The organism is Rhodovibrio salinarum DSM 9154, from assembly GCF_000515255.1.
Lineage (GTDB): Bacteria > Pseudomonadota > Alphaproteobacteria > Kiloniellales > Rhodovibrionaceae > Rhodovibrio > Rhodovibrio salinarum.
In genome coordinates this window covers 673,040-697,934 of sequence record NZ_KI911559.1, presented here as the reverse complement: position 1 = coordinate 697,934, position 24,895 = coordinate 673,040, and the positions used below count along the sequence as shown (strand labels likewise).

Here is a 24,895-nt window from a genome sequence, read left to right as displayed (position 1 = left end):
TCGCTCGTGCGACGCCGCTGGACAGCACCGCGTCGGTCTGCCGCAGGACATTCGACATCTTCCGTTTTTCTGTATTTTCGCATGCCGCACTCATGCCAGCATGACGCACTTGCGGGCTACCTGTCGCGCTCGCGCTGCATCGGGGCGCAGGGCCAGGTATCCGGGCGCGTCAGACCGGCGGGCAGTTTGGTGCCGGTGTCGCCGCAGGCGCGTGCGAGTTCCGCCGCGCCGAGACCGGTCACCTGCGACAGATCGGTGCCCGAGAACTCGACGTCGCGCAGCAAGGCGCCGGTGAGGTCGGCTCCCTTAAGCCTGGCCCCGCGCAGGTCCGCCAGGATCAGGTGCGCATCGGTCAAATCGGTGCCGGTCAGATCAGCCCCGCGCAGGTCGGCGCGAATCAGCGCGGCCTTGGTCGCATTGGCGTCGACCAACGTGGCGTCGCGCAGATCGGCGCGCGACAGATCCGCCTTGGTCAGATTGGCGCGGGTCAGGATCGCGCCCCGCAAAACGGCGCGCCCGGCATCCACCTTGTGCAGGTTGGCGTCCTGCAGCCGCGCCCCCGTCAGATTCGCGCGCGCCAGCACGGTCTTGACCAGTTCCGCCGCCGTCAGGTCGGCCCGGGCGAATTCGCCGCGGTACGCCTCGGCACGGCTCAGGTCGGCGCCCTTTAGGTTCGCCCCGCTCAAGAGCGCGCGGTTGAGATAGGAGCCTTCGAGCACCGCGCCCGTCAGGTTCGCCCTACGCAGGTCGCTGCGCGCAAGCGAGCTGCCCACGATTCGCGCACCGGCCAGATCGCTGCCGTTCAAGCGCAAGCTGGTCTTGTGGCAGGTCTCCCAGACCACGCCAGGGCCCGGTGGGTCGTCGCACGCCGCCCGCACCGGGCCCGTCGGCAGCCCGAACGCGAGGACGATCAGGCTCGCTGCCAGCAGACGCAAGGACACGGTCGGTCGGCAACGCACGGGGATTGTCCTCCTCTGGCATGGTCCCGATCGGACCACGCACGTGGGGATGCGGCGTCGGCGCACCACCCTTCGGCCATAGGCGATACGCACCCGCCTCTCCCCTAACGTAGGCCGGCGAGCCGGCATTGGAAACGCAAGGGCAGACCTCGCCCCTCATTCCCCATAACAGCAGCCTTAGACATCGGGCACGAAGGTCGGTGTGCCGTACTGCTTTTCGTAGTGCCGCTTCTGCAATTCCGCCGCCTTGGCCACGTTGCGCATCAGGATCGACACGGTGACCGGCCCGACGCCGCCCGGCACCGGGGTCAGCCAGCCCGCAACCTCGCGGCAGCTGGCATAGTCGGCGTCGCCAACCACCCGCGTGCCGCCCGCACCATCGTCGATCTGGTTGATGCCAATATCGATCACGGCCGCGCCGGGCTTGAGCATCGAACCGTCGATCAGGCCCGGCTTGCCGACCGCGACGAACACCGCGTCCGCCCGGCGCAGATGAACCGAGAGATCGCGGGTCATGTGGTGGCAGACGGTCACGGTCGCCCCCTCGCTCATCAGCAGGAAGGCGATCGGCTTGCCGACAATCTCCGAATGGCCGACCACCACGACCTCCAGCCCTTCCAGCGCCAAGTCGGTCGCGCGCAGCATCTCCACCGCCGCGACGGCCGTGCAGGGACCGAGGATAAGATCGTTATAGACGATGTTGCCGATCGAGGCGGGGTGCATGCCCTCGACGTCCTTCAGCGGATGGACGGCGGCCTGCAACTCCTTCATCGGGATGTGCCCCGGTACTGGGCGTTGGATCAAAATGCCGGTGACGCGCGGGTCGGCGTTGAGCGCCTGCACGGCCGCCAGCATCTCCTCGCGCGTTGTTCCCTCGGGATAGTGCCGGTCCTCGAAGGCGATGCCGAGCTTGTCCGCCACGCGCTTCTGGTTGCGGATGTAAAGCGCGGCCGGCTCCGCCGCGCCGACGGCGATCGACACCAGCCGCGGCGGCCAGTTGGCGGCGGTCAAGCCGGCCACCTTCTGCCCGACCTTCTCGCGAATCCGCGCGGAGACGATCCGGCCGTCCAGACGTTTGTGATCGCGCGGCGCGCGCTCGGCAGGCGGGGCCTCGGCGGTTGAAGGCTGCGGGGTAGCGGACTGTTGGGCGGTCACGGCAGCGGCGCTCCTGGGTGATCCGAAAAGGACGTGGCGGGTGTGACAAAACCAGCATGCGCCACCCCCGGCCTGCGCGCGTGCGCCGCTGTTCCGCCCTGGAGCGTCGCGTCGCGCCAGACTCCCTACAGGCTAGTGGTCGAAACCGGCCGCGCGTGCGTATGCCCTTCAGGAAACCAGGAACCCCCCAACCGGAGAGACCCCGATGCTGCTGCGCCGGATGCTGCTGATCGCGCTTACCATCGTGCCGCTGGCCGCCTGTGGCTCCATGCGCGTCCAGGACTTCCAGAACAACGAACCCAGGCTGAGACTGGAGGACTACTTCGCCGGCCAGACCAAAGCGTATGGCCTGTTCCGCGACCGCTTCGGCGACGTACGCCGGCAGTTCGTCGTGACGATCCACGGCGACTGGGACCCACAGACACGCACCCTGACCCTGGACGAACGGTTCCGCTACCAGGACGGCGAAACCGACCGGCGTGTTTGGACGATCCGGAAAACCGGCCCGCACAGCTACCAGGGCACCGCCGGCGATGTCCCCGGCACCGCCCGGGGCGAAGCCTACGGCAACGCGTTCACCTGGACCTACCAGGTCGATCTCGAAGTCGACGGGTCGAGCTACCGCGTCACCTTCGACGATTGGATGTTCCTGCAGGAAGATGGCGTCCTGCTGAACACCGCCGACGTCACCAAGTGGGGTTTCGAGGTCGGCACCGTCACGATCGCCTTCCGGCAGGTCGACGGCACGGACGTCGATGCCGACGCGCAGGCGCAGGTGCTGACAGGGGAGTAAACCGCCGCTGGAGAGGCCGGCCCGCACACCGGGCGCGACCTCACAGCGGCACGAAGTGCGGTACGTGCGACGGCTGGGCGTGGGCCTGCAGTTGGCGGATGCGCTGCATCCGGGTGTCGGGGTCCGCGATGGCGTGCAGGATGAAGGTATCGAGGTCGCCCGCCCCGGAGAGCTTGTGGCGCACGAGTTCCTGAACGCCCGGCTGATCGAGCACCCGATGGGAGCGGCCCTGTGCCCGCACCGCCTGGATGCCGACCGGCGCACCGTCATCGAGCAGGCATCCGTGATCGGATAGGTACATGTGGACGTCGGTGTCCGCGGCCTCCGGACCGGCGTCTGTCTGGATATCCACGCCATCCAGCCGGCCGAAGGCGTAGGAGCCCTCCGTCTCGTGCATGCGCACCAACTGCCGGTCGGTCAGCCAGGTGAGCGCGACGCGCACGCGGCATCCGGGCGCATACGTCAGGTTGGAGGCGATCGCTCCGTACGCGGTGACGTGGGCGGAATAGACCACGTCGTAACCGTCCAGCCAGACATAGGTGACCGGGATCTCGGAGTCCGTACCCTGGAAATGCGCGAACTTGCGCGCGAGCTGCCCCGGTGCCCGGTTGGAGCCGTGCCCCAGCACGGCCCAGCGACCGGCCCACAGATCGCTGCCCTGGGCATCCGATAGCGGCTGCGCCCGCCCGTCACGGAACAGGTAGGAATTGGCCGGCGCGTCGTACGGATAGCCCTTGGCGATCGCCAACCGGTGCACGGGATCGCTCGGCAGCGTCCAGGGCGGCCCGGTCATGCCAGAGTCTGCTGGGGTCCAGCAGCTGAGCGCGCAACCACCGACTGCTAGTCCGTGCAGCGCGGGGGCTCGTCCGGGTCGATGCGTTCGATCCGGTAGCGCGTGGTGGCGTGGTCCACCGTGTTCCAGGCCTTGCGCTGCCAGACCTGACGGGCGTCCTCATAGTCGTCGTACGGACCGAACCACTCTTCGGCGCCCGTCACCGTGATGTCGAAGTTGGTGTCGGCGTATTCCCCGCCAACGACCCAGAAGCGTGCCATCATTGCCCTCGTCTCAAGCTCTCAAATGCGCTCTGGCCTCATGCGGTCATAAACGCATGCAGGCGCGCTGCGATCCATCTTTTCTGCAACCGCGCGTGTTGCCGCCGCGTTAACCCTGCGCTTTTTCCGTCCCCAAGTCCAAGCGCACGCGGTCTAGCGCCACCCGCGACGACGCGCATCAGCGGCCGGCACCAAGCGGCGGCTTGCGGTCATCGGCTGCAAGCGGCTACAGCCTGCCGCAGCACGCGCACGTGCGACAACAGCCAGCCGTGTCATAACGGACTTTCGGGAACGTCATGCCCTTCGCCTCCCTACGCGACTTCCGCGATCTACTGCAACGCCGCGGCGACTTCCAGCGGGTCTCCACCCCGGTCTCGCCTGACCTGGAGATGACCGAGATCCACACCCGCCTGCTGGCCGAAAGCGGTCCGGCGGTACAGTTCGACCGGCCCGAGGCCGCTGATGGCCGGCGCTGGGATATACCGGTGCTGGTCAACCTGTTCGGCACGGTCGAGCGGGTCGCGCTCGGCATGGACCGCACACCCGACCAACTCCGCGAGGTCGGCGAGACACTTGCCTTCCTGCGCCAGCCGGAACCGCCCGGCGGGCTGAAGGAGGCGTGGGACAAGCTGCCCCTGCTGCGCCAGGTGCTGTCGATGCGTCCGCGCAGCGTTTCCCGTGCGCCCTGCCAGGAAGTCGTGCTCAAGGGCGACGACATCGACCTCGGCCAGCTGCCGGTACAGGGCTGCTGGCCGGGCGAGCCGGCGCCGCTGATCACCTGGCCGCTGGTGGTCACCAAGGGGCCGCAGAAGGGCAAGCGCGAAGACGCCTTCAACCTCGGCATCTACCGCATGCAGGTGACCGGCAAGGACACCACGCTGATGCGCTGGCTGAAGCATCGTGGCGGCGCGCAGCACTATCAGCGCTGGAAGCAGGCCGGCAAGCGCGAGCCCCTGCCGGCCGCCGCGGTCATCGGCGCCGACCCGGGAACCATCCTGGCCGCGGTCACGCCGGTGCCGGACACCCTCAGCGAATACCAGTTCGCCGGCCTGCTGCGCGGCCAGCGGGTCGAGCTGGTCGACTGCAAGACCGTCCCGCTCAAAGTCCCGGCGGAAGCAGAGATCGTGATCGAGGGCTATGTCAGCCTGGACGAGCAGGGCGACGAGGGCCCCTACGGCGACCACACCGGCTACTACAACGCGGTCGAGTCCTTCCCGGTGTTCCACGTCTCCGCGATCACGATGCGCTCGCAGCCAATCTACCTCTCCACCTTCACCGGCCGACCGCCGGACGAGCCGAGCGTGCTGGGCGAGGCCCTGAACGAGGTATTCATCCCACTATTGCAGCAGCAGTTCCCGGAGATCGTCGACTTCTGGCTGCCGCCGGAAGGCTGCAGCTACCGGGTAGCGGTGGTGTCGATGAAGAAGGCCTATCCGGGCCACGCCAAGCGGGTGATGATGGGCGCCTGGAGCTACCTGCGCCAGTTCATGTACACTAAGTTCGTGATCGTGGTAGACGACGACATCGACGCCCGCGACTGGACGGACGTCATCTGGGCGATGTCGACCCGCATGGACCCCGCGCGCGACACCACGACGATCGAAAACACCCCGATCGACTACCTGGACTTCGCGAGCCCCGACAGCGGACTCGGCTCCAAAATCGGCTTCGACGCCACCAACAAGTGGCCGCCGGAAACCAAGCGCGAGTGGGGCGAGAAGCTACGCATGGACGACGCCACGATCGAGTCCGTCGACCGCAAGTGGGCCGAGATGGGCCTACCCGGCACCGGCAAGGCGATCTGGCGGCGGTGAATGCGGGTAAATCATAGCTGATCGCGATGGGCTGTCGGCTTGCACGTGGGAATCGCGCGGCCCATGGAAAATGGGCAGCCACTTATTACAGGATAATGCAACCCAAGCTCAGTTAAGGCGTTTTCGCGTTAACTGAGCTTCGGCCGAAAGGGACACAGATGGGGGCCATCGTTCTAGGGGTATGCGCCTTCGCGCTTGCCGGCTTTGTCGCCGGGCGCGGTCTGGCCAACGTGATGGACATCGGCGGCGAAGGATTGCGGCACGTCTACATCTGTGTCGGCACAGCCGTGGTCTGCGCGATCATCGGGATACTCGTCATGACAGCCGTCTGGGTGTAGTCCACCGACGGAGCGCCCCTACCCGACGACCGTGTGTCTGAACGAAACGCTCCGGATATCCGGATACCGGTCGTCTCTGACCCTGCCCCTAGCTCACCAAAACGAAAACGGCGGCTACCCGTCATCCGGGTAGCCGCCGTTTTGAATTCCGGGCCGGCCAGCACCCGGACGCCGCCTTATGGCGACATCCGGGGCCTCGGCAGTCGAACGGGGGGAACCGTCCGAAGCGGCAGGCTTACGCCTGCTTCAGGTTACCGGCAGCGGGCTTGCCGCGCTCGGTGATCACCTCGAACGACAGCTTCTGGCCCTCAGCCAGGGAATCCATGCCGGCGTTCTGGACAGCCGTGATGTGCACGAACACGTCCTTGCTGCCGTCATCCGGCTGGATAAAGCCGAAACCCTTGGTGGTATTGAAAAACTTAACTGTACCGGTCGCCATGATGCGCATCTCCTTGAGAATCCGGTTTGACTGGCGCGATCACCCCGTATGAGTGGTCGCGGTCTCACTTGTCAGTCTCTCCGGTCTCCAGGAGCTCGGCGCGGCCCTGCACACCATCTAGGCTAGGGCGAAACGTGACGTCGTAGACCCGATCTTTACTACGCGTATACCACGCGGAACGCAAGCGGATTCGTAGGTTTGGCGGGGGTTTCACGGACGGCTGCGCAAGCGGTCCCCCTGCGCCTCAGCCCTGCCCGCGCAAGCGCTTGAGCGTGGCCGTCGTGGAGTGCCCTTCGGACAGCGCCGCCAGCACGACGCGCCCGCCATAGCCCTCCACCAAATCGGCACCGACCACCGTGTCGCGGGTATAGTCCGCGCCCTTGACCAGCACGTCCGGGCGCAGCGCCGCCAACAGCTCGAGCGGCGTATCCTCCTCGAACAGCACCACCAGATCGACACTGGCGAGCGAGGCGAGCACGGCCGCACGCGCCGCCTCCCCCTGGACCGGGCGATCAGCGCCCTTCAGACGGCGCACGGAGCTGTCGGCGTTAAGCCCGACGACCAGCCGGTCGGCGCTGGCCCGCGCCTGCTCCAGCAGGGACACGTGCCCGGGATGCAGCAGGTCGAAGCAGCCATTGGTGAACGCGACCTTCAACCCGGACCGGTGCCAAGCCGCGACCCGCTCCAACGCGGTCTCCCGGCTGGCGACCTTGGTTTCCGTCTGCAGCAGCCGTTGCGCGTGCAGAACGCGCAACAGCTCGTCCGGCCGGGCCACCGCGGTCCCCACCTTGCCGACCACGATCCCGGCGGCGACGTTGGCGATCCGCGCGGCATCCGCAAGCGTAAGTCCGCCCGCCCACGCCGCCGCGAGCGCCGCCACCACCGTGTCGCCCGCACCGGAAACGTCGTAAACCGCGCGCGCCGCCGCGGGCAGATGGCGGGCCTCGGCCTCCGCGTGCTCGACGAGTGTCATGCCGTGCGCGCTGCGGGTGGCCAGCACCCCCGCGATTCCGGACTGCCGCGCGAGGGCGCGGGCGGCCGCCGCAACCTGCGCGTCGGCTTCGGGGCCGGTCGCGTCCGGCACGCCGTGACCGGTGGCCCGCGCCAGCTCCGCCCGGTTGGGCGTCACCAGATCGGCGCCGGCATAGACGGCGTAGTCACGCGCCTTCGGATCGACGACGACCGGCACGCCACGCCGGCGGGCCGCCTGGATCAGGGATCCAATCGTCTCGGCGGTCAGCACGCCCTTGCCGTAATCCGATAGCACCAGCACCTGGGCGTCATCCAGCGCCGCCTCCGTGCACTCGAGCAGGCGTTGCGCAGCATCCGCCGGGAGAGCGGACGTGTCCTCCCAATCGGTGCGCAACAACTGCTGCCCGCCGGCCAGATAACGCACCTTCACCGAGGTCGGCCGAGCGGGGAGCGTAACCAGCCGGGCCGCGCCCGGCGCGGCCTGTTCGGCCAGTTCCGCAACCTCCCTTCCCGGCGCGTCGTCGCCAACCGCCGCGACCAACCGGCCCTGGGCGCCAAGCGCCGCCAGGTTGCGCAGAACGTTGCCGGCGCCGCCCAGCATCGCGGTCGTTTCCCCGACCTTCAGCACTGGAATCGGGGCCTCGGGAGAAACCCGTTCGACCGTTCCGTTTACGAAACGATCTAGCATGATGTCGCCGACGACCGCCACCCGTGCGCCGGCGAGCGCGTCCAGCTTGCCGACAAGATCGGCATCATCGACCGTCATCCGGCCCTCCACGCGGCGGGAGCGGGGATACTAGGAGATCGGAATGGGGCAAGCGGGGTCGCCAAAGGACGCTCCGGGGCGGTCTAGCTGCGCAGCCGGTTTCGCTTTCGGGAGCTAAAGCATCCCGCTCCGGCTCGCAAGCACCCACACGCAAGCACACGTGTGAGGGTCAGGTCTGCAAAATGCTGATCTCCGCGCCGTCGATCACCAACGCAGTCAGCCGACCAGTGGCATAAGCGCCGGTATCGAGAGCAATCCGGTTGTCGTGCACCTGCGGGGTATTCACGATCGTGTGGCCATGCACCACGAGCGCACCGTCGAACCGCGACTGGCTGGCTAGAAACGGTTGGCGAATGTTGATCAGGTCGTCCGGGTCCTGACGCGCCAACGGCACGCCAGGGCGCACACCGGCGTGCACGAACAGGTAGTCACCTTCCCGCCAGGTCAGCTGGAGACCGTCCAGGAAATCCCGGTGCGCTGCCGGCATTGCGGCGCCCAGATCGGCGCGCAAACGCCGGAGTTCGCGCAACGAGGGATCCGTGCTCACACTCGGGATACCGTAGCTGGCGAGCGTCTCCCGCCCGCCGTTGACCAGCCAGCCCCGCCCAGCTTCCGGGTCATCCAGGAAGGCGCGCATCCAGGCATCATGGTTGCCGCACAGGAAGGCCGTCTGCAGCCCAGGCAACGGATCGTCGGTCAGACGGTCGAGCACCGCCCGGCTCTCCCGCCCGCGGTCGACATAGTCACCCAGGTGGACCGCCACCGCCGCCCGTCGCCCGCGCCGCGCAGCGTCGCTCAGGATCATGCCGTGCAAGCGGGCCAGCAAATCTGCCCGACCGTGTATATCACCGATCGCGTAGACCACCCGGTCGGTCGGGCCAGGTAACGGGGCCGGCTGGGGCGTGTGCAGTGGACCGCTGGAACTCTCCGATGCCCCCGCCAACTGAGCAAATCTGCCGCCGAAAAAACGCGCGACCCAGAAGATCGACCGAGCGGCATGGCCGGAAGCGCTGACGGTCGAAAACGGGCGGTAAGGCGGACAGGGCATGATGCTCGGTCGTTCGGAGGCCGGCGAAGCTGCGCGGCACAGCCGTTGGAAGCTAGAAGAGGCGTTCGGGCACACGCACACCGTCCCCAGGGAGCAACGGCGTGGACGGCATGCCTGAGAATTCCTGCGGCATGCCGGTGCGGTCGGAACGCACGATCGTGACCCAGGAGGTGCGGGCACGATAGGTGTAGCCCCCGGCAAGCGCGACGGCCTCAAGCACCGTCATCCCCGGCCGGTAGGCGAACCGGCCGGGCCGATGCACCTCGCCCAGCACGAAGACCGGCGCGTGATCCAGCAATTCCACGCCAACCGAGGCCTGGCGCACCCAATGTCCTTCCAGCACGCCGGCGATGCGCGTTTCGGCGTTCCGCACGCTCAGACCTGCAAGTCCGACGGTTCCAGCCATTGGCAGCCGCACCAGCCCGGTCGAATCCAGACTCATCTCACCCGACAGCTCGGGGTGCGCATGTACCGTAACGGCAATCCGGTCTCCCGGACGCAGGCTATATCGCGGTAAGTCCTCCGGCGCCCGCCGGCGCGGCGCGCAGCCGACCGGCCCCGCCGCCATGACCATACAGGCGAGCCCCGCGTGCAGCAGCGATCGGCGCCCCAAGGCGAACCGGGGCAAGCGGGTTGGCGAACCGGTCAATAGCGCAGCTCCAGGCTGGCTTCGATCCGGTTACGCCGAAACTCCCGCGCCGTCGCGCCATGGGTCTCACGCCGGGCGTGACCATACGCCAGGCGGGCATGCAGATACCGACTGGCCAGATAGGTGAGCGTCACCCCCACGCTGACATGCACGTCCCGGCGGCTTGTGCCATCATAATCGTCGACGGCGTAGCGGCCATGCAGCCCGGCCAACAGATTGCGGCGCAGTTCGTGATCGATCCGCCCCGTCAGGGCCGTAACCAGCCGACCGCGCGCGGCCGGTTCGGTCGTCTCGCGCACCTCCTGCTCAAGCTCCAGACGAACGCTCGTCAGTTGGGTGGGGCTGCTGGTGATGCTGGCGCCCGCGGTGGGCATCAACAGCGGGGCGAAACGCGGATCCGCGTAGATTTGCTGGCGCACGCCGGCATAGGCTTCCAACGTGGTCAGGCCGGTCGCCCGCCAGGTGACCCCGCTGACGCTGGCATGACCGCAGGAATCCCGGACGTACCCCTGATCGTCCGGCCCGTTGGCGTAGCGGCGCACATTGATCCGGCTGCGCAGAAACCCGTCAACATCCAGGCCCAAGCGGGTACGTTCGGCGAGCGTCAGTTCCCCGACCCAGCGGTCGCGATCGTCATTGTTGATGACCCCGCCATCCAGCCGGGCCACATCATCGTAGTCGATCGCCCGCACCCGCGCCCGCGCACTCCAGTCGCTCAGATCGCCACGCCGTTTCAGCACGATCTCCCCGCTACGCGCGTGGTAGACGGTGGGCTCGACCGCGTCGGCCGGACTTTCCGCCGAGTGACGTGGGGCGTGCCCTCGCGCCCAGCGCGCCGTCGCACTGCTATGCAGATGGCGGGTCGCCTGGATGCGGAGATACGCCTTGGCCCGAAGGTCGAGATAGTCCTCGCTGGACTGGTCCAGATAGGCCCCACGCTCGGCAGCGACGCTCACGGCGGCGGTATGGCCACGCCAATCAGTCTGCGCCGTCACGGCGGGCACCGTGCGCAGCAGGACGCCAGCCTTCCGCCGCGCATCGTTGGCATAAACATTGTCATCGAAGGCCAGTGCCGTGGTCACGGCCGGCCGCACCCAGATCTGCCCAATCCGGCCGCCATGCACGGTGACCTCGGGGCGCGGACGGTCCAGAACCGTCTCGCCCGCATGTAACGGGCGCGCCTGTGCAAAACCGGCATGAACCGTGGCTGTGATTACACAGGCGCTCAGCGCTGCGACGCCCACCCGGCGACCGGCCAGCGGATGTGCTGTCGTGTCACCCGCACGCCGCCCCCAGCACGCTCCCCCTGCCACGGTGTGCTACATCCTTCCTGCCTCGGAAGCGCCGCGCCCCACACCGCGCTTCTTCTGGCCACCCTCTGACGTGCCCGCGGACTCGCCCGCGAACACGATGAGCTAAACACACCTGATGATTGCAAACTTGCGACACTGACACAAGCACATTTACCAGCACATCGCCTTAGAAGCGCACGCGCTCCGCGTACACCCCCTGGCAGTGTAGACGCTGATACTTGGCGGAAAACTTGCCACTGACGCCTTAATATTGGGAGCTTCCAACAGGCGCCGCTACGCCATGATCTCCTTCAGAAGAGCAGGCTACTCGCTTTCCGGACTCGCCTCGGACGGCTCGGAATGAGGCCCTCGGGGCCCACTTTGCCCCGGTGCATCCCGATCAGTCTGACAGTCGGCTTGATGGTCCGCGCACGCTTCTTCATAGCTGCGCAAACGCCGCTGCAAATAAGGACTCGTTGGACGTGATCGCCGGTTCGTCATGGGTGTGCTCGCCTTGCTGCTGCCGGCATACCGCCAACCGCTGGCTGAACGGCTATTCAACATGCGCGCACACAATCACACTTAACAAGTGCAAAAAAGGCTCAGCGTAATACCTCAGATTGGGGAGGGCCTCCCGGTACGCGACGTACCGCGAACGACTCGCTTGCCGACGGCCAGCTTCCGGTTGCGCCGGATCACGCGTCGTCCGGCGCGCTCAAGGTGTGACGGGCGCCAAACAGCGCGCGTTCCAGACGTCCGAGCACCGCATCCCGGTCAAGCTGCTCCACAGCGCGTTCGCGCGCCGAACGGGCCAAACTCCGGCATAACACGGGATCTTCCGACAATCGGATCAGGGCCTGGGCGAACGCATCGCCCTCATTGCTGCTGAGACACACACCGCAATCTTCCACCAGGTCCGCCAGATTGGTGCCTGGCGACGCAGCGGCGACGACGGGACGCCCACTCGCCAACATGTGCGTCAGCTTCGACGGCAGAACCAGATCCTGCACCCCCACCGCCTGCGGCAGCAGGTGGACGTCGGCGCAGTTCAGGAGATCGTTGAGCCGCGACGCGGGCACCAGGGAAGCGACGGTCAGGTTGGGCAGTTGCGCCGCGGCATCGAGCAATCGTTGCCGGACCGGCCCGTCACCGAATACCGCGATGTGCAGATCGCGCCGGTGCACCAGACGGGCCGCGGCATCGATCAGTACCTCCACCCCCTGCTTTTCGCCAAGACTGCCGGAATAAAGCGCCACAAACGCATCAGCCGGCAGGCCGAAGGAAGCACGGGACACCTCGCGCTCCGGCAAGGGGCGGATTTGCGTGCAGTCGACCCAATTGGCGAGCACACCCAGATGCATCGGATCGACCCCCTTGGAGGCCAACCGCTGCGCCATTCCATCGCCGATCGTTGTCACCCGGTCGAACCGCCGTAGCAGCCACCCCTCCACAGCTTCCGCCCAGCCGCGCCGCCGACCGCCTGGGAGCAGGCCAAGTTCCAACGCGGCATCGAGTTCCAGATCCTGGACGTGCAGCCACACCTCAGCCCCGCTCAGCCGGGCGGCAAGCCAGGCATTTGGCGCGGCGATCAAGGACGGCGCAACGGTCAGGACGACATCCGGCCCCCCGGCAAGCGCCCGACTCACCACGGCGGGCAAACTGCTGAGTGCGAAGGACAAATGCTGCAGCAGGCGGCGGAGGCCGGTCGGCTTCCGCGGCACATATACCGGACAGCGCAGCGTCTCGACGCCGTCGCTCGTCTCATGACGGTAGACGCTGGCGCGATACCCTTCGGCGACCCGCCATCCAGGATAATAGGGCGCCGCCGAGACCACCTGCACCTGGTGGCCGCGAGCGGCGAGCCAGGCAGCCATCTCACCGGTGCATTTGCCGGCACCGACGGGATCCGGCGCGCTGTTCAACGCCAGAATCAGGATCTTGAGCGCCTGCCCATGGCGGCGTTCGGGCGCGTCTCGACTCTCCCCATCGGCTGCCGCCGACCGGTGTGTATCCGCTGCCGAGGCTCCGTTCAAAGACGCCTGCGGTGCATGCATCTGCCGGCTCATGCCCATCCTGGTCATGTCCGCCTCTGTGGATTGGCGTTGCTGCGCACACGTTGGTCCGCCTCTCCACCCTTCCTGGGCGGCTCCGGACTTCGCGCGTTTGAACCAGTCTTCGCGCATTTAATTAAAAGCCCCTAAATGCTCGGAACTTTGTTGCCGCGGCCGGGAGTCGTGCCGCCCATCGCACACCGCTGGCGATGTGCCCGCGCGATCTCGAACGCCGCGAGATGATGGGCCGCACAAGCTTCGGGGGCACACACGGCCTGCGCCGCTGCGCGGGCGGCCGCGCCGAGCGTCCGGCGACGATCCAGATCGGCCAGCAGCCCCGCCGTCGCCGTCACCAGCCCTGAGATATCCCCGGGCGGCACCAGCAGACCGGTCCGCCCATGCGTGACCAGCGCATCGAGCGCCCCGACCCGGAAGCCGACCAGCGGTAGGCCGAGTGCCATTGCCTCGCCGGCAGCGGTGGGGATGCCTTCGCTCCGCGGGGCAGAGGTCAGCCAGGCGACGTCGATGGCTTGCGCCAACGCAGCCACGCGCTGGCCCGGCGCCCGCACGACCAGGTCGTTCAGCCCCAGCCGACGCGCGCGCTGGACGAGCCGCTCGGCATACGCCGCTTGCCCGGCAAAGCGCTCGCCCAGCCACAGGAAGGCAACGTCGGGGCGCACGCGGCGCAACGCTATCGCCGCGTCGAGGAAGGCGTCGTGCCCCTTCTGCGGGGTCAGGTTGGCGATCATGCCGACGACCGGGCGCCCCGCCACGCCGAGCTCGCCCCGCACCGCGGCACGGATCGCCGGATCGGGGCGGAAGCACCCGGCATCGACCGGCGGGGCGAACGGCACGACCCGGCCCGCCAACGGTCCAGCCGTTGCCGCTGGATCGACGCCCAGCTGCGCGACGGCCAGCGCCGGACCGGTCGTCATCACGCAATCCGCCCAGGCCTGTACAACCGGCCGCAGCAGACGGATCAGGCCGGGAGGCGGACGTGTATCGAGGAGCTGCCAGACCAGCGCCACCCCCGCGCGCCGGGCGGCAACCGCCCCCTGGGCATTCACCAGGCCGTTCAACAGCACCACGTCCGCGCCCGTCGACCGAATCAGCCCGCCAAGGCGCGCGACGTCCCCCGGCCAACCCGCGAGATAACGGAGCTGCGTGCGCGGATCGGCTGTCGCCCGCAAACGGCCAAGCGGCAGCGAGCGCACCTCCACACCGCCCGCACTCAGGACCTCGGCCGCGGGACCGTCGGGCAGCGCCACGGTCAGATGCGCCGTCCCATCCGCGGCGAAACGCTGGGCGAGCGCGAGGTTGCGCCGCTGCGGACCTCCCAGGTGGGGAGCGTGGATAACCGACAGAACGCGCGGCGGGCTCACGTCAACCGCTCCGCCAGCCACCCCACGCCATCGACGAAGCCCCCCACGTCAGCACGCGGCGCCAGCGCGGCCGAGCCAGCCGCGAGCCGGGCGCGGTATTCGGGCGCCGCCGTCAGCCGTGCCATCGCTTGCGCCCAACCCGCCGGATCGTCGGGCGCCAGCAGATGCCCGCTGACGCCGTCGCGCACCAGGGTCTCCGCCGCGCCGACACGGGTCGACGCCAGCACCGGCACCCCGAGCGCGACCGCCTCATTCACGACGAGCCCCCAGGGCTCGCGCCAACTGGGCAACAGCAGCGCCTGCGCGCGGGCCAACGTCCGGGCCACCGCATCCGAGGCCACGAAGCCGGCGAAGCGGACGCCGGGCAGACCTGCGGCAGAAGTCTCCAGCTCCGCTCGCAAGGGGCCGTCACCCAGGATCGTCAGCGCCGCCGGAACACGTCCCGCCGCCTGGCACAAAACGCGGTAGTGGGCGTAGGCCGAGAGCGCGCCCGCAACGTTCTTCTCCGGCGCCAGCCGCGCAATCACGACGAAACCCGGCTCCGGTGCATCCTCCGTCGGGGCAGCCGCAAGCGTGCGCAGACGGGCCACCGACAGACGGTCGTAACCGGTCGCGATGGCCGATGCAGGCACGCCCAGGGCCGCGAGGTAAGCGGCCGACCGGTCCGCCGCAGCCAACCCGCCGCAATAGGAAGCGAGCAGGGCGCGCTTAATCCGGGTGCGCCAGCGCCTCTGCGGGCGGTCGTCAGCGGTGCTGTCGCACATCACGACCGAGGGAATCCCGGCCCGCCGCGCCCAGAGCGCCGCTGCCAGCACGTGCGGGCGCGGCCAGTTGCACAGGAACAAGAGATCCGGGCGAACGGCACGCAAGGTAGCCAGGAGTTCCCGGGTCCGCATGCGCTCCGACACCGCTTCCAGCGGCATGCCGGGAACGAGTGTATGGCGGTCCCAGCCCGACCCCTCTTGCCCCGGCCGCCAGGGATAACGGTGGCTGGTCTGTGCAACCGCCACCCCCGTAACCTTGAACCCAACGCACGCGAGCGCATCCAACCGATCAAGGTGGTAGGGCGCCAACTGGGCCCAGACGAAGGCGAGCCGGCGGGCCGTCACGAGACCACCCTCCCCGGCGGTCCGGACGCTTGCTCCCGCGCGCCGGCCAGCCGGCGGAACAAGGCCGCAAGCGCCCAACACGCCACCACCGGGAACGCCATCCACATGCCAAAGCGCGCCAGCGACAAGAGCGCGCCGTCGCGGAACAGCTGGATCGTGGCCGGCAACACGGCGGCGTAGGCCAGCCAGCCATAAATCCCCGTCCGTGGCTGCCACAGCCAGCGGTGCGCCAGTCCGAGCAACGCGCCCACTACAGCCGACGTCGCGACCACCCCCAACCAGCCCAGGCTCATCCAGCCGTCGCCCGGCAACGCGCGGGTCCGGCCGTAGAAGCGTCCGTAGTCGTTCAGATTGAACAGCGTGACCGGCGAGCCGACCGGCTTGTCTGGCCAGAGCACACGCGGCACCGGCCGGGTGAGCAGTTCGAGATGCTGGCTGAAATAGCTGTAGGTACCGGTTTGCGCCGGTACCCGGTCGATGATGAAGGCCAGATAGTCGAAGTTCGCGAAATCGGGGGTGTCGAGCAGATGGCGAGGCGCAGTGTACGCGCGGGTGACTGGGGCATGCGTCGGTGGCTCGGCCCCCAACGTCCGCAGACCATCCCGATCCAGCCCGACCCAGACGAACAGAACGACCACAGGCAGTACCGCCAAGCTGGCCTTGAGTGGCGGCCATCGCCGTCCCGCGTGCGCGAGCTGGATCAGCAGCAGCATGACAAGTGCCAGCACCACGCCCCAGCGACTGCCGAGGTAGAGACGATACCCGACGAACAAGGCAAACGGGACGTACGCCCACCAACGAAAGCGCCCGGCAACCACACACAGGACAGAGAAAGGTGCGAGCAGATTGTGTGCCTTCACGAGATAGGCCGTCGTCCCGGCGAACACCGTGAAACCAGTCGCCACGTCGCGCAGCATGCTGGGGTGGTCCGAGAGCTGCCCGGGGCGTGTCGCGGGCTCGCCGAACAGCCGCAGGTCGAGGTGGGCGGCATAGACCGCGACCGGCAACAACACAGCTGCCACGCAGGCCAATGCCAATCGATCCGCCCGCTCGAAGCGCCACCCCGCCCCGACAAAAACGGGCCGCGCCGCGCCGGCGGTGAGGCACCCCGCGGCGAAGCAGATCAGCGCCAGACTGGACACGGCCAGGGTCAGCACGAACCCGGCGTCGCTCGGCTGGAAGCCCATGTAGCGCCACTGCCCGTCGAACCCGGCCAGATGCACCAGCAACGGCCGGATAACGAACGCGAGCAGGTGGAACAGCAGATAGTACAGCAGCGGGTGAAAGGCGCTCGCCCCCCGGTGCGCGAGAAAAGCCACGCCGACACCGACGAACACGGCGATCTGCAAGGTCAGCGCCAGGGCGATCACGCCGCGGCCTCCCTGCTTTCGGGCACCTGGGCCGCCGCCAGACCCAGAACCTGCCGCACCTCGGCCCGGTAATCCGCCCAGCAGCGCGGCTGGGCCGCGGCAGCCGCCGTCTGCATGGCCGCCAGCCGATCCGGATCGTGCGCCAGGGCCAGGACAGCCGTCCGGATCGCCGCCGCGCTCACGTCCGGCAGGATCAGACCGGTGCGATCCTGCTCGGCGATCCACCCGGTGCTCGCGGATTGGATCAAGGCCAGCCCCGCCGCCTGCGCCTCGTACGCGACCACAGCGCTACCCTCGAACAGGCTGGGTAGGATCAGGACGTCGGCCCTGGCCATCACGGCAGCGACCTCGCGGCGCGGGACCGGCGGACGATGGACAACACGATCAGCGACGGGCGCGAGCGCGTTGGCCGGCAGGTCCATCCGGCCAAGCAGCGTCAACCGCGCGACGCGCGGGTCGATGCGGGTGAAGGCCTGCAACAGCGCCCCCAAGCCCTTGCGCGGCTGCACGGCGCCGACGAACAGCACCTCCAGCGGCCGACCACGCAGCGGCGGGCGAGGACCCGGCTGGCTCCACAGCGTCTCGTCAAAGCCGTAGGGCACCAGACGGATCTTGTCCCCCGGCACGCCCCGGGCGGTCAGGCTATCGCGCGCGAACGCCGAGCCGACCAGCACGGTATCGGCCAAGTCCAACTCGCGCTCCGCCCGTGCGATCTCGTGTCCGCTTGGGAGCGGCGGCGCACGCTCGTACAGTTCCGGGTAGCGGGCCCGATCGCTCTCCAGGATCTCGGCCAGGGCGGCTGGATGGCCGATCGACTGGTCGAGCACGCAGCGGATGCCGCGCGGCTTCGCCCAGGTGAAACTCTCCAGCGCGCTATCGTTGTGGGTCCAGATCAGATCAACCGGTTCGGCGCGCGCCTGTGCGATCACGTGCCGGGCAAAGCAGGCGTTGCCCCAGCGGTTCACCGCAGCCGCCGTCTGCATCCAGCCGGCCCGACGCAACGCGATCTCGGCAAGCTCGCTGATCCCCGCGCGACGCAGCATGCGCGGGTCGAGGGCGCGGCAGCAGCGCCGCTCCAACTCCCGCCGCAGCCAACGCCCGGCAGCACCAGGCACGCTCGCGGCGGTGCGCATCGCAGGGCCGTCAGCGCGGACCTGTACGCTCGACAGGTACCAGGCGAGCACGCCCGCCTCCTGCGCCGCCAGTGCACGTTGCCAGCTGTTCTGCGCGCCGGGGTGAAAGACACCGACCCTCACCGCGACTCTCCGGACACACGCACATTGGCAGAAAGCGCGCAGTCCGAGATCTTATCGGATAAAGTGCACGCGTCGCTACCTGTCGCCGGAGACCGTGCCCCGTGCTGCGCCCTGCGCTCCTCGCCCTCGTGCTGCTGGCTCCGATCGCGCTGGGCGCCGCACCCGCGTGGGCGTGGAGCAGTCTGGCATGCCTGATCGCGGTATTGGCGATCCTGCAGGGCGGACTGTTGCTGCTGGTCGCCCCACAGCCCGTGCGGCCGTGGCCCCTGCCAGCCTGGGCCGTGGTGCCATTGCTCGGGATCGCCGGGCTCGCGCTCTGGCAACTGACGGCCAGCCTGCCAGTCCATCCGCTGCGCATCGCGCTGGCCGACACGCTGCGCCCGGGCGCCAGTCTGCTGGCCACGCCGATCCTGCACCGGGCCGAAGCGTTGGATGCCGTCGTGCGGTTGGGCAGCGTTTTGTTGCTCGGCTGGCTGGTTGCGCAGGCGTGGACTGGCGCGCCCGTGCGCCCGGCGCTGTCGGCGCTCGCCCTTGCCGGAACGCTCGTGGCCGGCAGCGCCCTGAGCTCTCATGCCCTGGGCGTCGAGAACGTTCTGTGGCTGCAGGGCCCATTCCATCCAACCCCGACAGGCCCGTTCGTCGCCCGTGGCGCGTTCGCGTGCTACCTGACGCTGACGATGCTGGCGGGCGCCGCGCTGTGGCTGACCCGCGAGGGGGACACCCCCGGAACACTGCTGGCATTTGCCTGGACTTTGATGGCCGCCGGCCTGGTCGCGAGCCAGTCGCGCACCGCAGTCATCGCGGCCCTGGCCGCGCATCTTCTGCTGCTGGCCCTGGCCGCCCGCGGGCACTGGCTGGACCGGCGGCAAGCCCTGGTGGGAAGCGCCGGGATGCTGGCGCTCGCGGCGCTTGCGCTCCTGGCCGCCGGGCTGGACGGACGATTGGCCGATTTGCCCGGCGATCTCGCCCACCGCGCGGTCATTTGGCAGGCCGCGCTGGCCGCGATCGCGGAGCAGCCCTGGACAGGCCACGGCCTGGGCAGCTTTCCCGAGTTGTACCCGCTGTACCGCCTGCCGAGCGCCACGCAGCCGGTAATAAGCGCCCACAGCGGACCATTGGAATGGGCAACGGAACTGGGGCTGCCGGCAGCCGGCGCCTGGCTCGCACTCCTGCTGGGCTTCGCCGTGGCCCTGCTGCGTGCGCCCGCGCGCAGCGCTGGTGTTCTGGCAGCCGTGCCCGCGCTGACCGTCGTCGCCCTGCAGGGCGCGGTCGACCCCGGCCCACAGATTCCGGCCGTCGCCCTGACCGCTGCCTTGCTCGTAGGACTGGGGCTGTCGCGGACGCCAAGTGAAATCAACCATCGGGCGCCGCCGGAAACTTCGCCCTGAGGGCTTGCTGGATGGCCTTTAAGCGCGTGCTGTTCGGGCCCGTCGTACAAGCCGCATTCAGCGCCGCGCGGATCGACTCCGCCGGCCGGCCAAGCTGCCAGCGGACCAAGGCCAGCCGCGTCCAGCCGTAGGGATCGGCCGGCGCCGCCCGCAGCGCGGCGGTCACTGTTTGCTCGGCGGCGAGAAGGTGCGCGGGATCGCCAGCCGGGCGCTCCGCCAGCAACAGGTATGCCAGGACCAGATCGCCCAGATCGCGCGGATCCTCGCGCCAGCGCCCAGCCATTTGCCGGCTGTCGATGAGTCGGTTCAAGGCACGCACGCCCACAGCCTTGTCGGCGCGCAGATCGCGCAGCACGGCATCGCCCGGCAAACGGCTCAGCGCCGCACCCGTAATCGGCACGGCGAGGGCAAGCAAACCGACGCCCAGCAGCAGGGCCGCCAGCCCGGTGCGACGCGCGCGGCCCCGGGCGCCCCGAGCGTCAGGCACCGGCATAATATCCCCGCCGGGAGGTTAGACCGGTACCGTACACACCGGCATTGCGGGCATGATGACGTGCATTCACCAACGTCAGGGCCACCCCCGCCGGCGCCACGCCGGAATCGCGCAGCACCGCAACCGCGCGGCGAACGCGCGTGCGTGGGGTGGCGGACCACCGCACCGCGAGAACGGTCTTATCGACCCGCGTGGCCAAACTGCGCGGGTCGGCAACGGTGAGCACAGGCGGGCTATCGATCAGGACGAGATCGTACGCTTCGGACCACGCCTCAATCAGCGCGCCCAGCGCTTGGGAGTCGAGCAGGCCGCCCGGATCGCCGGCCCGGCCGGCTGGCAGCACGGATAGCCGGCCGTCGAGTGCCCGATCGGGATCGACGCGGACAGCGGACCTTGCGCTGCATTGACGTGCCAGCACCTCCGCCAGTCCCGGACCTGGCGGCAGGCCCAACGTGGCGGCCACGCCTGGATGCCGCAGATCGGCGTCGATCAGCAGAACGCGGCTGCCGGCACGCGCCAGCACACGGGCAAGCGCGCAGGCCAGCCCGGTCTTTCCCTCCCCCGGCAAGGCGGAGGTGATGAGGAGGGTGCGCGGCGGCCGATCCACGTCACTGAGCAAGACACTGGTATGAAGCGCCCGCAGCGCCTCCGCCAACGCGCCGGTCGGCTGCGCCAGCACCTGCCGGGCCGGCGCGCGCGGCACACGCGGCAACGTGCCCAGGACGCGCAGGCCCGAGACGCGTTCCAGTTGCTCCGGCTCCCGAACCCCGCGATCGACCGCTTCCCGCAGCAACGCGAGCGCGACCGCCAGAGCGAACGCGGCGACCGCCCCGAAGCCCGCCAGCAAGGGCCGATTCGGCGCGGACGGCTCAGCCGGCGGATGGGCGCGGGTAACCAGCTCCGCCTTGCCGCCGGGGGGATCGGCTGCGAGGCGGGTTTCCTTCAGTCGAGCCAGGAAGGTATCGAATAGCGCCCGCTCCGCTGCGGCTTCACGCTCCAACTGCGCAAGCTTGACCTGCGCCCGGCCGAGCGCGCCCGCCTCGGTGTGCAGTTGCTGCAAATCGGCTTGCAGGTCCGCCGCACGCTGACGTGCCAGCTCAGCCTCCTGGCGCAATCCGGCGACCAGCCGATCTTTCTCCCGGTCGATCTCGATCCGCAGGTCGAGCAGTTCGGCGTTCGCCGCGCGCAAACGCGGGTGGCGCGGTCCGTAGCTGGTGGCAAGCTGTGCGCGCTGATGCGCGAGTTCCGCCTCCGCGCGCCGCAGTTCCTGAAGCAATTGCGACTCCAGCGCCTGATCGAGGCGACCGGTCGACGTACCCTGCGGCCTTGTCGATACCCTCGTAGGTGATACCCCCTCCCCTGGTGGCGATCCAGCACCTGTCGAAGCGTGCTGCGCCGTTACCTGCTGCACGCGTGCACGGGCAGCCGCGGCCGCGACCCGGGCCTCGGTGAGGGCGCGATTGAGCGCGCGAACCCGGTCCTGAGCCCCCGCGCTGTCGGGGCCGCGTTCCGCCAGGCCCGACTCGATCCGGAAATCGGCGACCGCAGCCTCGGCGGCCTGGACTCGCTGGCGCAGCTTCGCCACCCGCCGGTCGAGCCAGGCCGTCGCCGCAGACCGCCGCGCGCGGGCACGCGCCGCGCTGCGGGCGAGATAGGTGTCGGCAACGGCGTTCGCGACGCGCGCGGCGACCTCCGCAGCCGGCGCGGCCACCGTGATCGACAGCGCGCGCGCCTGCCCGACCGGTCGGACCTGCAAGCGTTCCCGCAAGGTGGCCAGCGTGGCCGCCCGCTGACGACTGAGCCGCAAGGCCTCGGGCGGCGGTGGAGCTTGCAGACCGAGGCGCTCAAGCAGTCCAGGCGTGCGCCCCAACACCGGGTTGAACGCCGGTGCGTACAGCAAGCCCGCATCCTGCACGACCCGGCTCAGCAAACTGTGCGAGCGGATCAGCTCGATCTCACTTGCCAGATCGCGCAACTCGGCGTCCGGCGCGCCCGACGGAGCCGCCGTCGTCGGATCCACCGGTGCGAAGGGTGGCTGAAATAACAGCACCGCCTCGGCCTGGTAGCTGGGCGGCAAGCGCATCACGAGCGCGGCCACCGCCAGCGTGCCGATCAATGTGAGCAACAGAATCAGCGTCCGGCGCCGCCACAGCACCCACAGCAGCTGGGCAACCTCGTTGTTCTCGTCTTCTGGCCCGGGCGAGCTGGACGCCGATGCCGGAGCGGACGGGCGAACCGGCGATGGCAGTGGCGACAGATTCCCGTGCATCGCGCGCCCTTACTTTACTGCCCCGCCGCTAACGCAGTTGCGGCGTTGCGAGGTCGTCGGGGGCGGGTCGAAACGTCTGGCGAGCCGAGATCGGGGCCGGATAGCCGGGCGCACTGCCGAGCGCTGCACCGCCCCCTGCACCCCCGCTCCCGCCGCGTGTCCGGCCACCACCCCCGCCGCCAAGATCCCTGGTCCCGACCGCCGCCCCAGGAACGGCACGCACGCCATCACCTCCCGGGACGCCGCTCAGCACAGGCGATGCATGGGCGCTACGCGTTTTTGCCGCCAGCCCGGCGCCCAATGGCGCGAAACCGGCCAGTTCCAACGCCCGCGCCACCTCGGGGGCGGCGTTGGGCACGCGGTCGACCACCCATTTGGCCATGGCCCGGGCCCGCGTGGCGTCGCGACCGGCATGCGCAAGCACCAGACCGGCAAAACCATCGACGAACGCAGGCGTGCCCAGATCGGCCATCTGCACATCCAGCTGCCGGGCCACGGCGGACGGCAAGGCGACCACCGATCGTTCCTGCGCACTGACGGACGGCGGAAGCAGCGCAGTCCACGCAAGCGTCAGGCACAAAGCGGCCAAATAGCGCGCCCGATCCCAACCAGGCCCAACCGCATACGATCCTGGACGGCAAGCTTTCTGGAGTCGGAACATCAAAAACGCGACCCAAAGCCGATACAAACAACCCCTGAGGGATTATAGGTACACACGCGAAACGAGCAACTAAATGCGTTACTCCCGTGATATTTTACTTCTTTAGGTGGTCACATCACCGCACAACACCCGCATAGGATGCACTATTGCCACAACGCGCCATGCTTAACAACCACGACACGTCGGTACGCTCGTTACGGGATTTTACGGCTTTTTAAGCAAGCACGCACATGCTGGAGATCGCTAAGCCATTCATGGCAATGGGAGACCCGACAAGTATGAACGTTTACCGGCCGGACGAGCGCCGGCTTGTCCTGCGTCTGCTGGCGTACTGGGACGATCTGCGCGGCGAGCGCGACTACCCACGCGCGGACGACATCGACGCCGCGCAAGTCGGCGACGACTGGGCGCAATGCTTCCTGCTGCGTCTGGCCGACGGTCAAGCGGGGGCAAGCCAACTGCTGCACGTCGGTGACGGCTTCTTGGCCGAGCTTCCGGACGGGGTCCCCGCGACACTTAAAGAAGTGCCCGAAAGCGCCCTGCTGCACCACGCCGCCGGCTTTATCGACCTGACGCTGGAGAAGCTGGTGCCGGTCAGTCTGGGCGGCGACGCCATGCTGGATGCCGGGCGCACGCTGTTCCGCTCGGTCCTGCTGCCGTTGTCGAACGACGGAACGACCATCGACCATCTGTTGGGGGCCGCGAACGGCCGCCTACTCGGGGCCGACACGGTGACCGAGGTCGATGAAGGAGCGCAGGCATGAGCGCCGAGATCGCCTACGAGCTCCATAGTTATACGGGCGGCCGCTGGAAGATACAGGGGTTCTTTGACGACCGTGACTTGGCGATCCTGGAAGCGCGCCGCATGGACGAAAGCCGGCGGTTTCCGGCCATACGCGTGGTCGAAGAACGTTTCGATCCCGAAACAGGTGGGTACAAGTCACGCACGGTGTATCGCTCCAGCGCGCTCGATCAGCACAACGACACCGCTCTCAAGGAGCGCGCCGAAGCGCGCCGGGAAGCGACGGCGACGCGCACGGCCCGCAACGACGCCAAGGTCAACGAGGGCAAGGCCGGCAGCATCAGTTCCTCGTTGCCCATGCTCGCCGTGAAAGCGGTACTGCTCGTGGCTCTCGGCTTCGCCGCGATTTGGGCACTCAATCACTTCGGCAACACGTAGCCGCTGCCCCCTCTCGTCTTTTCAATTCAAAAGTGCGCCATGCCAAGCGAACGCCGCCTGATCCGTTTCACTACGCCCGAAGTCGAACAGGCACTGCGCACGTTTGCCGAGGCGCACGAGCGCACGCTGCCCAGAAGCCAGGTGGCATCGATCGAGTATGACGGTCAGACGGAAGAAGGCGTGAGCGCGCGGATTAAATTCGAAAACGTGCCGCGACCGACGCATTTCACCGCACTGGAAATGACGGCGGCATTAATCGCCTACTGCCACAAGACCCATGTCCCCATCCCCAAACAGGGCCAAAAGTCGCTGTACAAGGCCAAGGGCAACGTCATCCTGCAAATCGACGTGAAATCCCGCTAGGCATCGTTACCGAGCCCGCAGCACTCACACAAAGCCTGACCCATGGCGTTGCCCGTTGGCCATGGGCGCAAAGCCACAGACCATCCGCCTGCCGC

Annotated in this window: 24 protein-coding genes; 7 read left to right on the top strand and 17 right to left on the bottom strand. The window is 68.5% G+C overall.

The window, feature by feature from the left end; all coding sequences use genetic code 11:
* Positions 1-116: 116 nt before the first annotated feature.
* Entirely contained in the window at positions 117-959 is an 843-nt protein-coding gene (locus RHOSA_RS20110; RefSeq protein ID WP_169816588.1) for a pentapeptide repeat-containing protein, read from the bottom strand.
* Positions 960-1,136: 177 nt separating this feature from the next.
* A complete protein-coding gene (locus RHOSA_RS0103255; protein ID WP_081728415.1) occupies positions 1,137-2,114 on the bottom strand; it encodes a bifunctional 5,10-methylenetetrahydrofolate dehydrogenase/5,10-methenyltetrahydrofolate cyclohydrolase in 978 nt (325 codons plus the stop codon).
* A gap of 205 nt (positions 2,115-2,319) precedes the next feature.
* Between RHOSA_RS0103255 and RHOSA_RS20105 the strand changes: the two genes are divergently transcribed.
* Entirely contained in the window at positions 2,320-2,907 is a 588-nt protein-coding gene (locus tag RHOSA_RS20105) for a DUF3833 domain-containing protein (protein WP_081728414.1), read from the top strand.
* Between the two features lie 40 nt (positions 2,908-2,947).
* Here RHOSA_RS20105 and RHOSA_RS23945 read toward each other — a convergent pair whose 3' ends face one another.
* Both RHOSA_RS23945 and RHOSA_RS20095 read right to left on the bottom strand, forming a co-directional pair.
* Positions 2,948-3,700, bottom strand: coding sequence for a hypothetical protein (locus RHOSA_RS23945; RefSeq protein ID WP_027287561.1), 753 nt, complete (start codon positions 3,698-3,700; stop codon positions 2,948-2,950).
* Between the two features lie 47 nt (positions 3,701-3,747).
* Positions 3,748-3,960 (bottom strand): DUF4170 domain-containing protein, encoded by a 213-nt coding sequence (locus RHOSA_RS20095; RefSeq protein WP_169816587.1) that lies wholly within the window; start codon positions 3,958-3,960, stop codon positions 3,748-3,750.
* Positions 3,961-4,256: 296 nt separating this feature from the next.
* Here RHOSA_RS20095 and RHOSA_RS0103235 point away from each other — a divergent pair, with 296 nt between their 5' ends.
* Positions 4,257-5,774, top strand: a complete 1,518-nt coding sequence (locus tag RHOSA_RS0103235; protein WP_027287560.1) for a UbiD family decarboxylase — start codon at positions 4,257-4,259, stop codon at positions 5,772-5,774.
* A 158-nt stretch (positions 5,775-5,932) separates the two neighbouring features.
* Positions 5,933-6,112 carry a hypothetical protein gene (locus RHOSA_RS0103230; RefSeq protein ID WP_027287559.1) on the top strand — a complete coding sequence of 60 codons (180 nt, stop codon included), beginning with the start codon at positions 5,933-5,935 and terminating at the stop codon, positions 6,110-6,112.
* A 235-nt stretch (positions 6,113-6,347) separates the two neighbouring features.
* On the opposite strand, the gene RHOSA_RS0103225 is transcribed toward RHOSA_RS0103230, so the two are convergent.
* From RHOSA_RS0103225 to RHOSA_RS0103180, 10 genes are all read right to left on the bottom strand, one after another.
* Positions 6,348-6,551, bottom strand: a complete 204-nt coding sequence (locus RHOSA_RS0103225) for a cold-shock protein (protein WP_027287558.1) — start codon at positions 6,549-6,551, stop codon at positions 6,348-6,350.
* 244 nt (positions 6,552-6,795) lie between these two features.
* Positions 6,796-8,289, bottom strand: a complete 1,494-nt coding sequence (rfaE1, locus tag RHOSA_RS0103220; protein ID WP_027287557.1) for a D-glycero-beta-D-manno-heptose-7-phosphate kinase — start codon at positions 8,287-8,289, stop codon at positions 6,796-6,798.
* Positions 8,290-8,458: 169 nt separating this feature from the next.
* Positions 8,459-9,232, bottom strand: coding sequence for a metallophosphoesterase (locus RHOSA_RS0103215; RefSeq protein WP_169816586.1), 774 nt, complete (start codon positions 9,230-9,232; stop codon positions 8,459-8,461).
* A 157-nt stretch (positions 9,233-9,389) separates the two neighbouring features.
* The gene (locus tag RHOSA_RS0103210; protein WP_156092495.1) at positions 9,390-9,986 is read right to left on the bottom strand and encodes a polysaccharide biosynthesis/export family protein; all 597 of its coding nucleotides are present in this window, start codon (positions 9,984-9,986) and stop codon (positions 9,390-9,392) included.
* Positions 9,983-11,299, bottom strand: coding sequence for an outer membrane beta-barrel protein (locus RHOSA_RS0103205; protein WP_081728411.1), 1,317 nt, complete (start codon positions 11,297-11,299; stop codon positions 9,983-9,985). The genes RHOSA_RS0103210 and RHOSA_RS0103205 overlap by 4 nt, the downstream gene beginning before the upstream one ends.
* 674 nt (positions 11,300-11,973) lie before the next feature.
* Positions 11,974-13,359, bottom strand: a complete 1,386-nt coding sequence (locus RHOSA_RS20090; protein WP_215904978.1) for a WcaI family glycosyltransferase — start codon at positions 13,357-13,359, stop codon at positions 11,974-11,976.
* A 116-nt stretch (positions 13,360-13,475) separates the two neighbouring features.
* Positions 13,476-14,711: a glycosyltransferase family 4 protein gene (locus tag RHOSA_RS20085; RefSeq protein ID WP_051431745.1), complete on the bottom strand. Its 1,236-nt coding sequence runs from the start codon at positions 14,709-14,711 to the stop codon at positions 13,476-13,478.
* On the bottom strand, positions 14,708-15,820 hold the full coding sequence (locus RHOSA_RS25355) for a glycosyltransferase family 4 protein (RefSeq protein WP_027287553.1): 1,113 nt from the start codon (positions 15,818-15,820) through the stop codon (positions 14,708-14,710). Before RHOSA_RS25355 ends, RHOSA_RS20085 begins: the two co-directional genes overlap by 4 nt.
* Entirely contained in the window at positions 15,817-17,190 is a 1,374-nt protein-coding gene (locus RHOSA_RS25350; RefSeq protein ID WP_051431744.1) for a hypothetical protein, read from the bottom strand. The genes RHOSA_RS25355 and RHOSA_RS25350 overlap by 4 nt, the downstream gene beginning before the upstream one ends.
* Positions 17,187-18,446, bottom strand: coding sequence for a glycosyltransferase family 4 protein (locus RHOSA_RS0103180; RefSeq protein WP_027287552.1), 1,260 nt, complete (start codon positions 18,444-18,446; stop codon positions 17,187-17,189). The genes RHOSA_RS25350 and RHOSA_RS0103180 overlap by 4 nt, the downstream gene beginning before the upstream one ends.
* A gap of 101 nt (positions 18,447-18,547) precedes the next feature.
* Here RHOSA_RS0103180 and RHOSA_RS0103175 point away from each other — a divergent pair, with 101 nt between their 5' ends.
* On the top strand, positions 18,548-19,834 hold the full coding sequence (locus RHOSA_RS0103175) for an O-antigen ligase family protein (protein WP_027287551.1): 1,287 nt from the start codon (positions 18,548-18,550) through the stop codon (positions 19,832-19,834).
* On the opposite strand, the gene RHOSA_RS0103170 is transcribed toward RHOSA_RS0103175, so the two are convergent.
* Genes RHOSA_RS0103170 through RHOSA_RS0103160 form a run of 3 tightly spaced genes read right to left on the bottom strand, consistent with a single transcriptional unit; the run spans position 19,800 to position 23,113 of the window.
* Complete coding sequence (locus RHOSA_RS0103170; RefSeq protein ID WP_156092491.1) at positions 19,800-20,321, bottom strand: hypothetical protein; 522 nt, start codon at positions 20,319-20,321, stop codon at positions 19,800-19,802. The two genes, RHOSA_RS0103175 and RHOSA_RS0103170, sit on opposite strands and share 35 nt — an antisense overlap.
* Entirely contained in the window at positions 20,314-22,596 is a 2,283-nt protein-coding gene (locus RHOSA_RS0103165) for a GumC family protein (protein WP_027287549.1), read from the bottom strand. Before RHOSA_RS0103165 ends, RHOSA_RS0103170 begins: the two co-directional genes overlap by 8 nt.
* Positions 22,597-22,624: 28 nt before the next feature.
* Positions 22,625-23,113 carry a hypothetical protein gene (locus RHOSA_RS0103160; protein WP_027287548.1) on the bottom strand — a complete coding sequence of 163 codons (489 nt, stop codon included), beginning with the start codon at positions 23,111-23,113 and terminating at the stop codon, positions 22,625-22,627.
* A 422-nt stretch (positions 23,114-23,535) separates the two neighbouring features.
* Here RHOSA_RS0103160 and RHOSA_RS0103155 point away from each other — a divergent pair, with 422 nt between their 5' ends.
* The 3 genes from RHOSA_RS0103155 to RHOSA_RS0103145 are packed head-to-tail and all read left to right on the top strand — an operon-like array spanning position 23,536 to position 24,800.
* Positions 23,536-24,021 carry a PAS domain-containing protein gene (locus RHOSA_RS0103155; RefSeq protein WP_027287547.1) on the top strand — a complete coding sequence of 162 codons (486 nt, stop codon included), beginning with the start codon at positions 23,536-23,538 and terminating at the stop codon, positions 24,019-24,021.
* Positions 24,018-24,437, top strand: a complete 420-nt coding sequence (locus RHOSA_RS0103150; protein WP_027287546.1) for a hypothetical protein — start codon at positions 24,018-24,020, stop codon at positions 24,435-24,437. Before RHOSA_RS0103155 ends, RHOSA_RS0103150 begins: the two co-directional genes overlap by 4 nt.
* Positions 24,438-24,476: 39 nt before the next feature.
* Positions 24,477-24,800, top strand: coding sequence for a hypothetical protein (locus RHOSA_RS0103145; RefSeq protein ID WP_027287545.1), 324 nt, complete (start codon positions 24,477-24,479; stop codon positions 24,798-24,800).
* Positions 24,801-24,895: the final 95 nt, after the last annotated feature.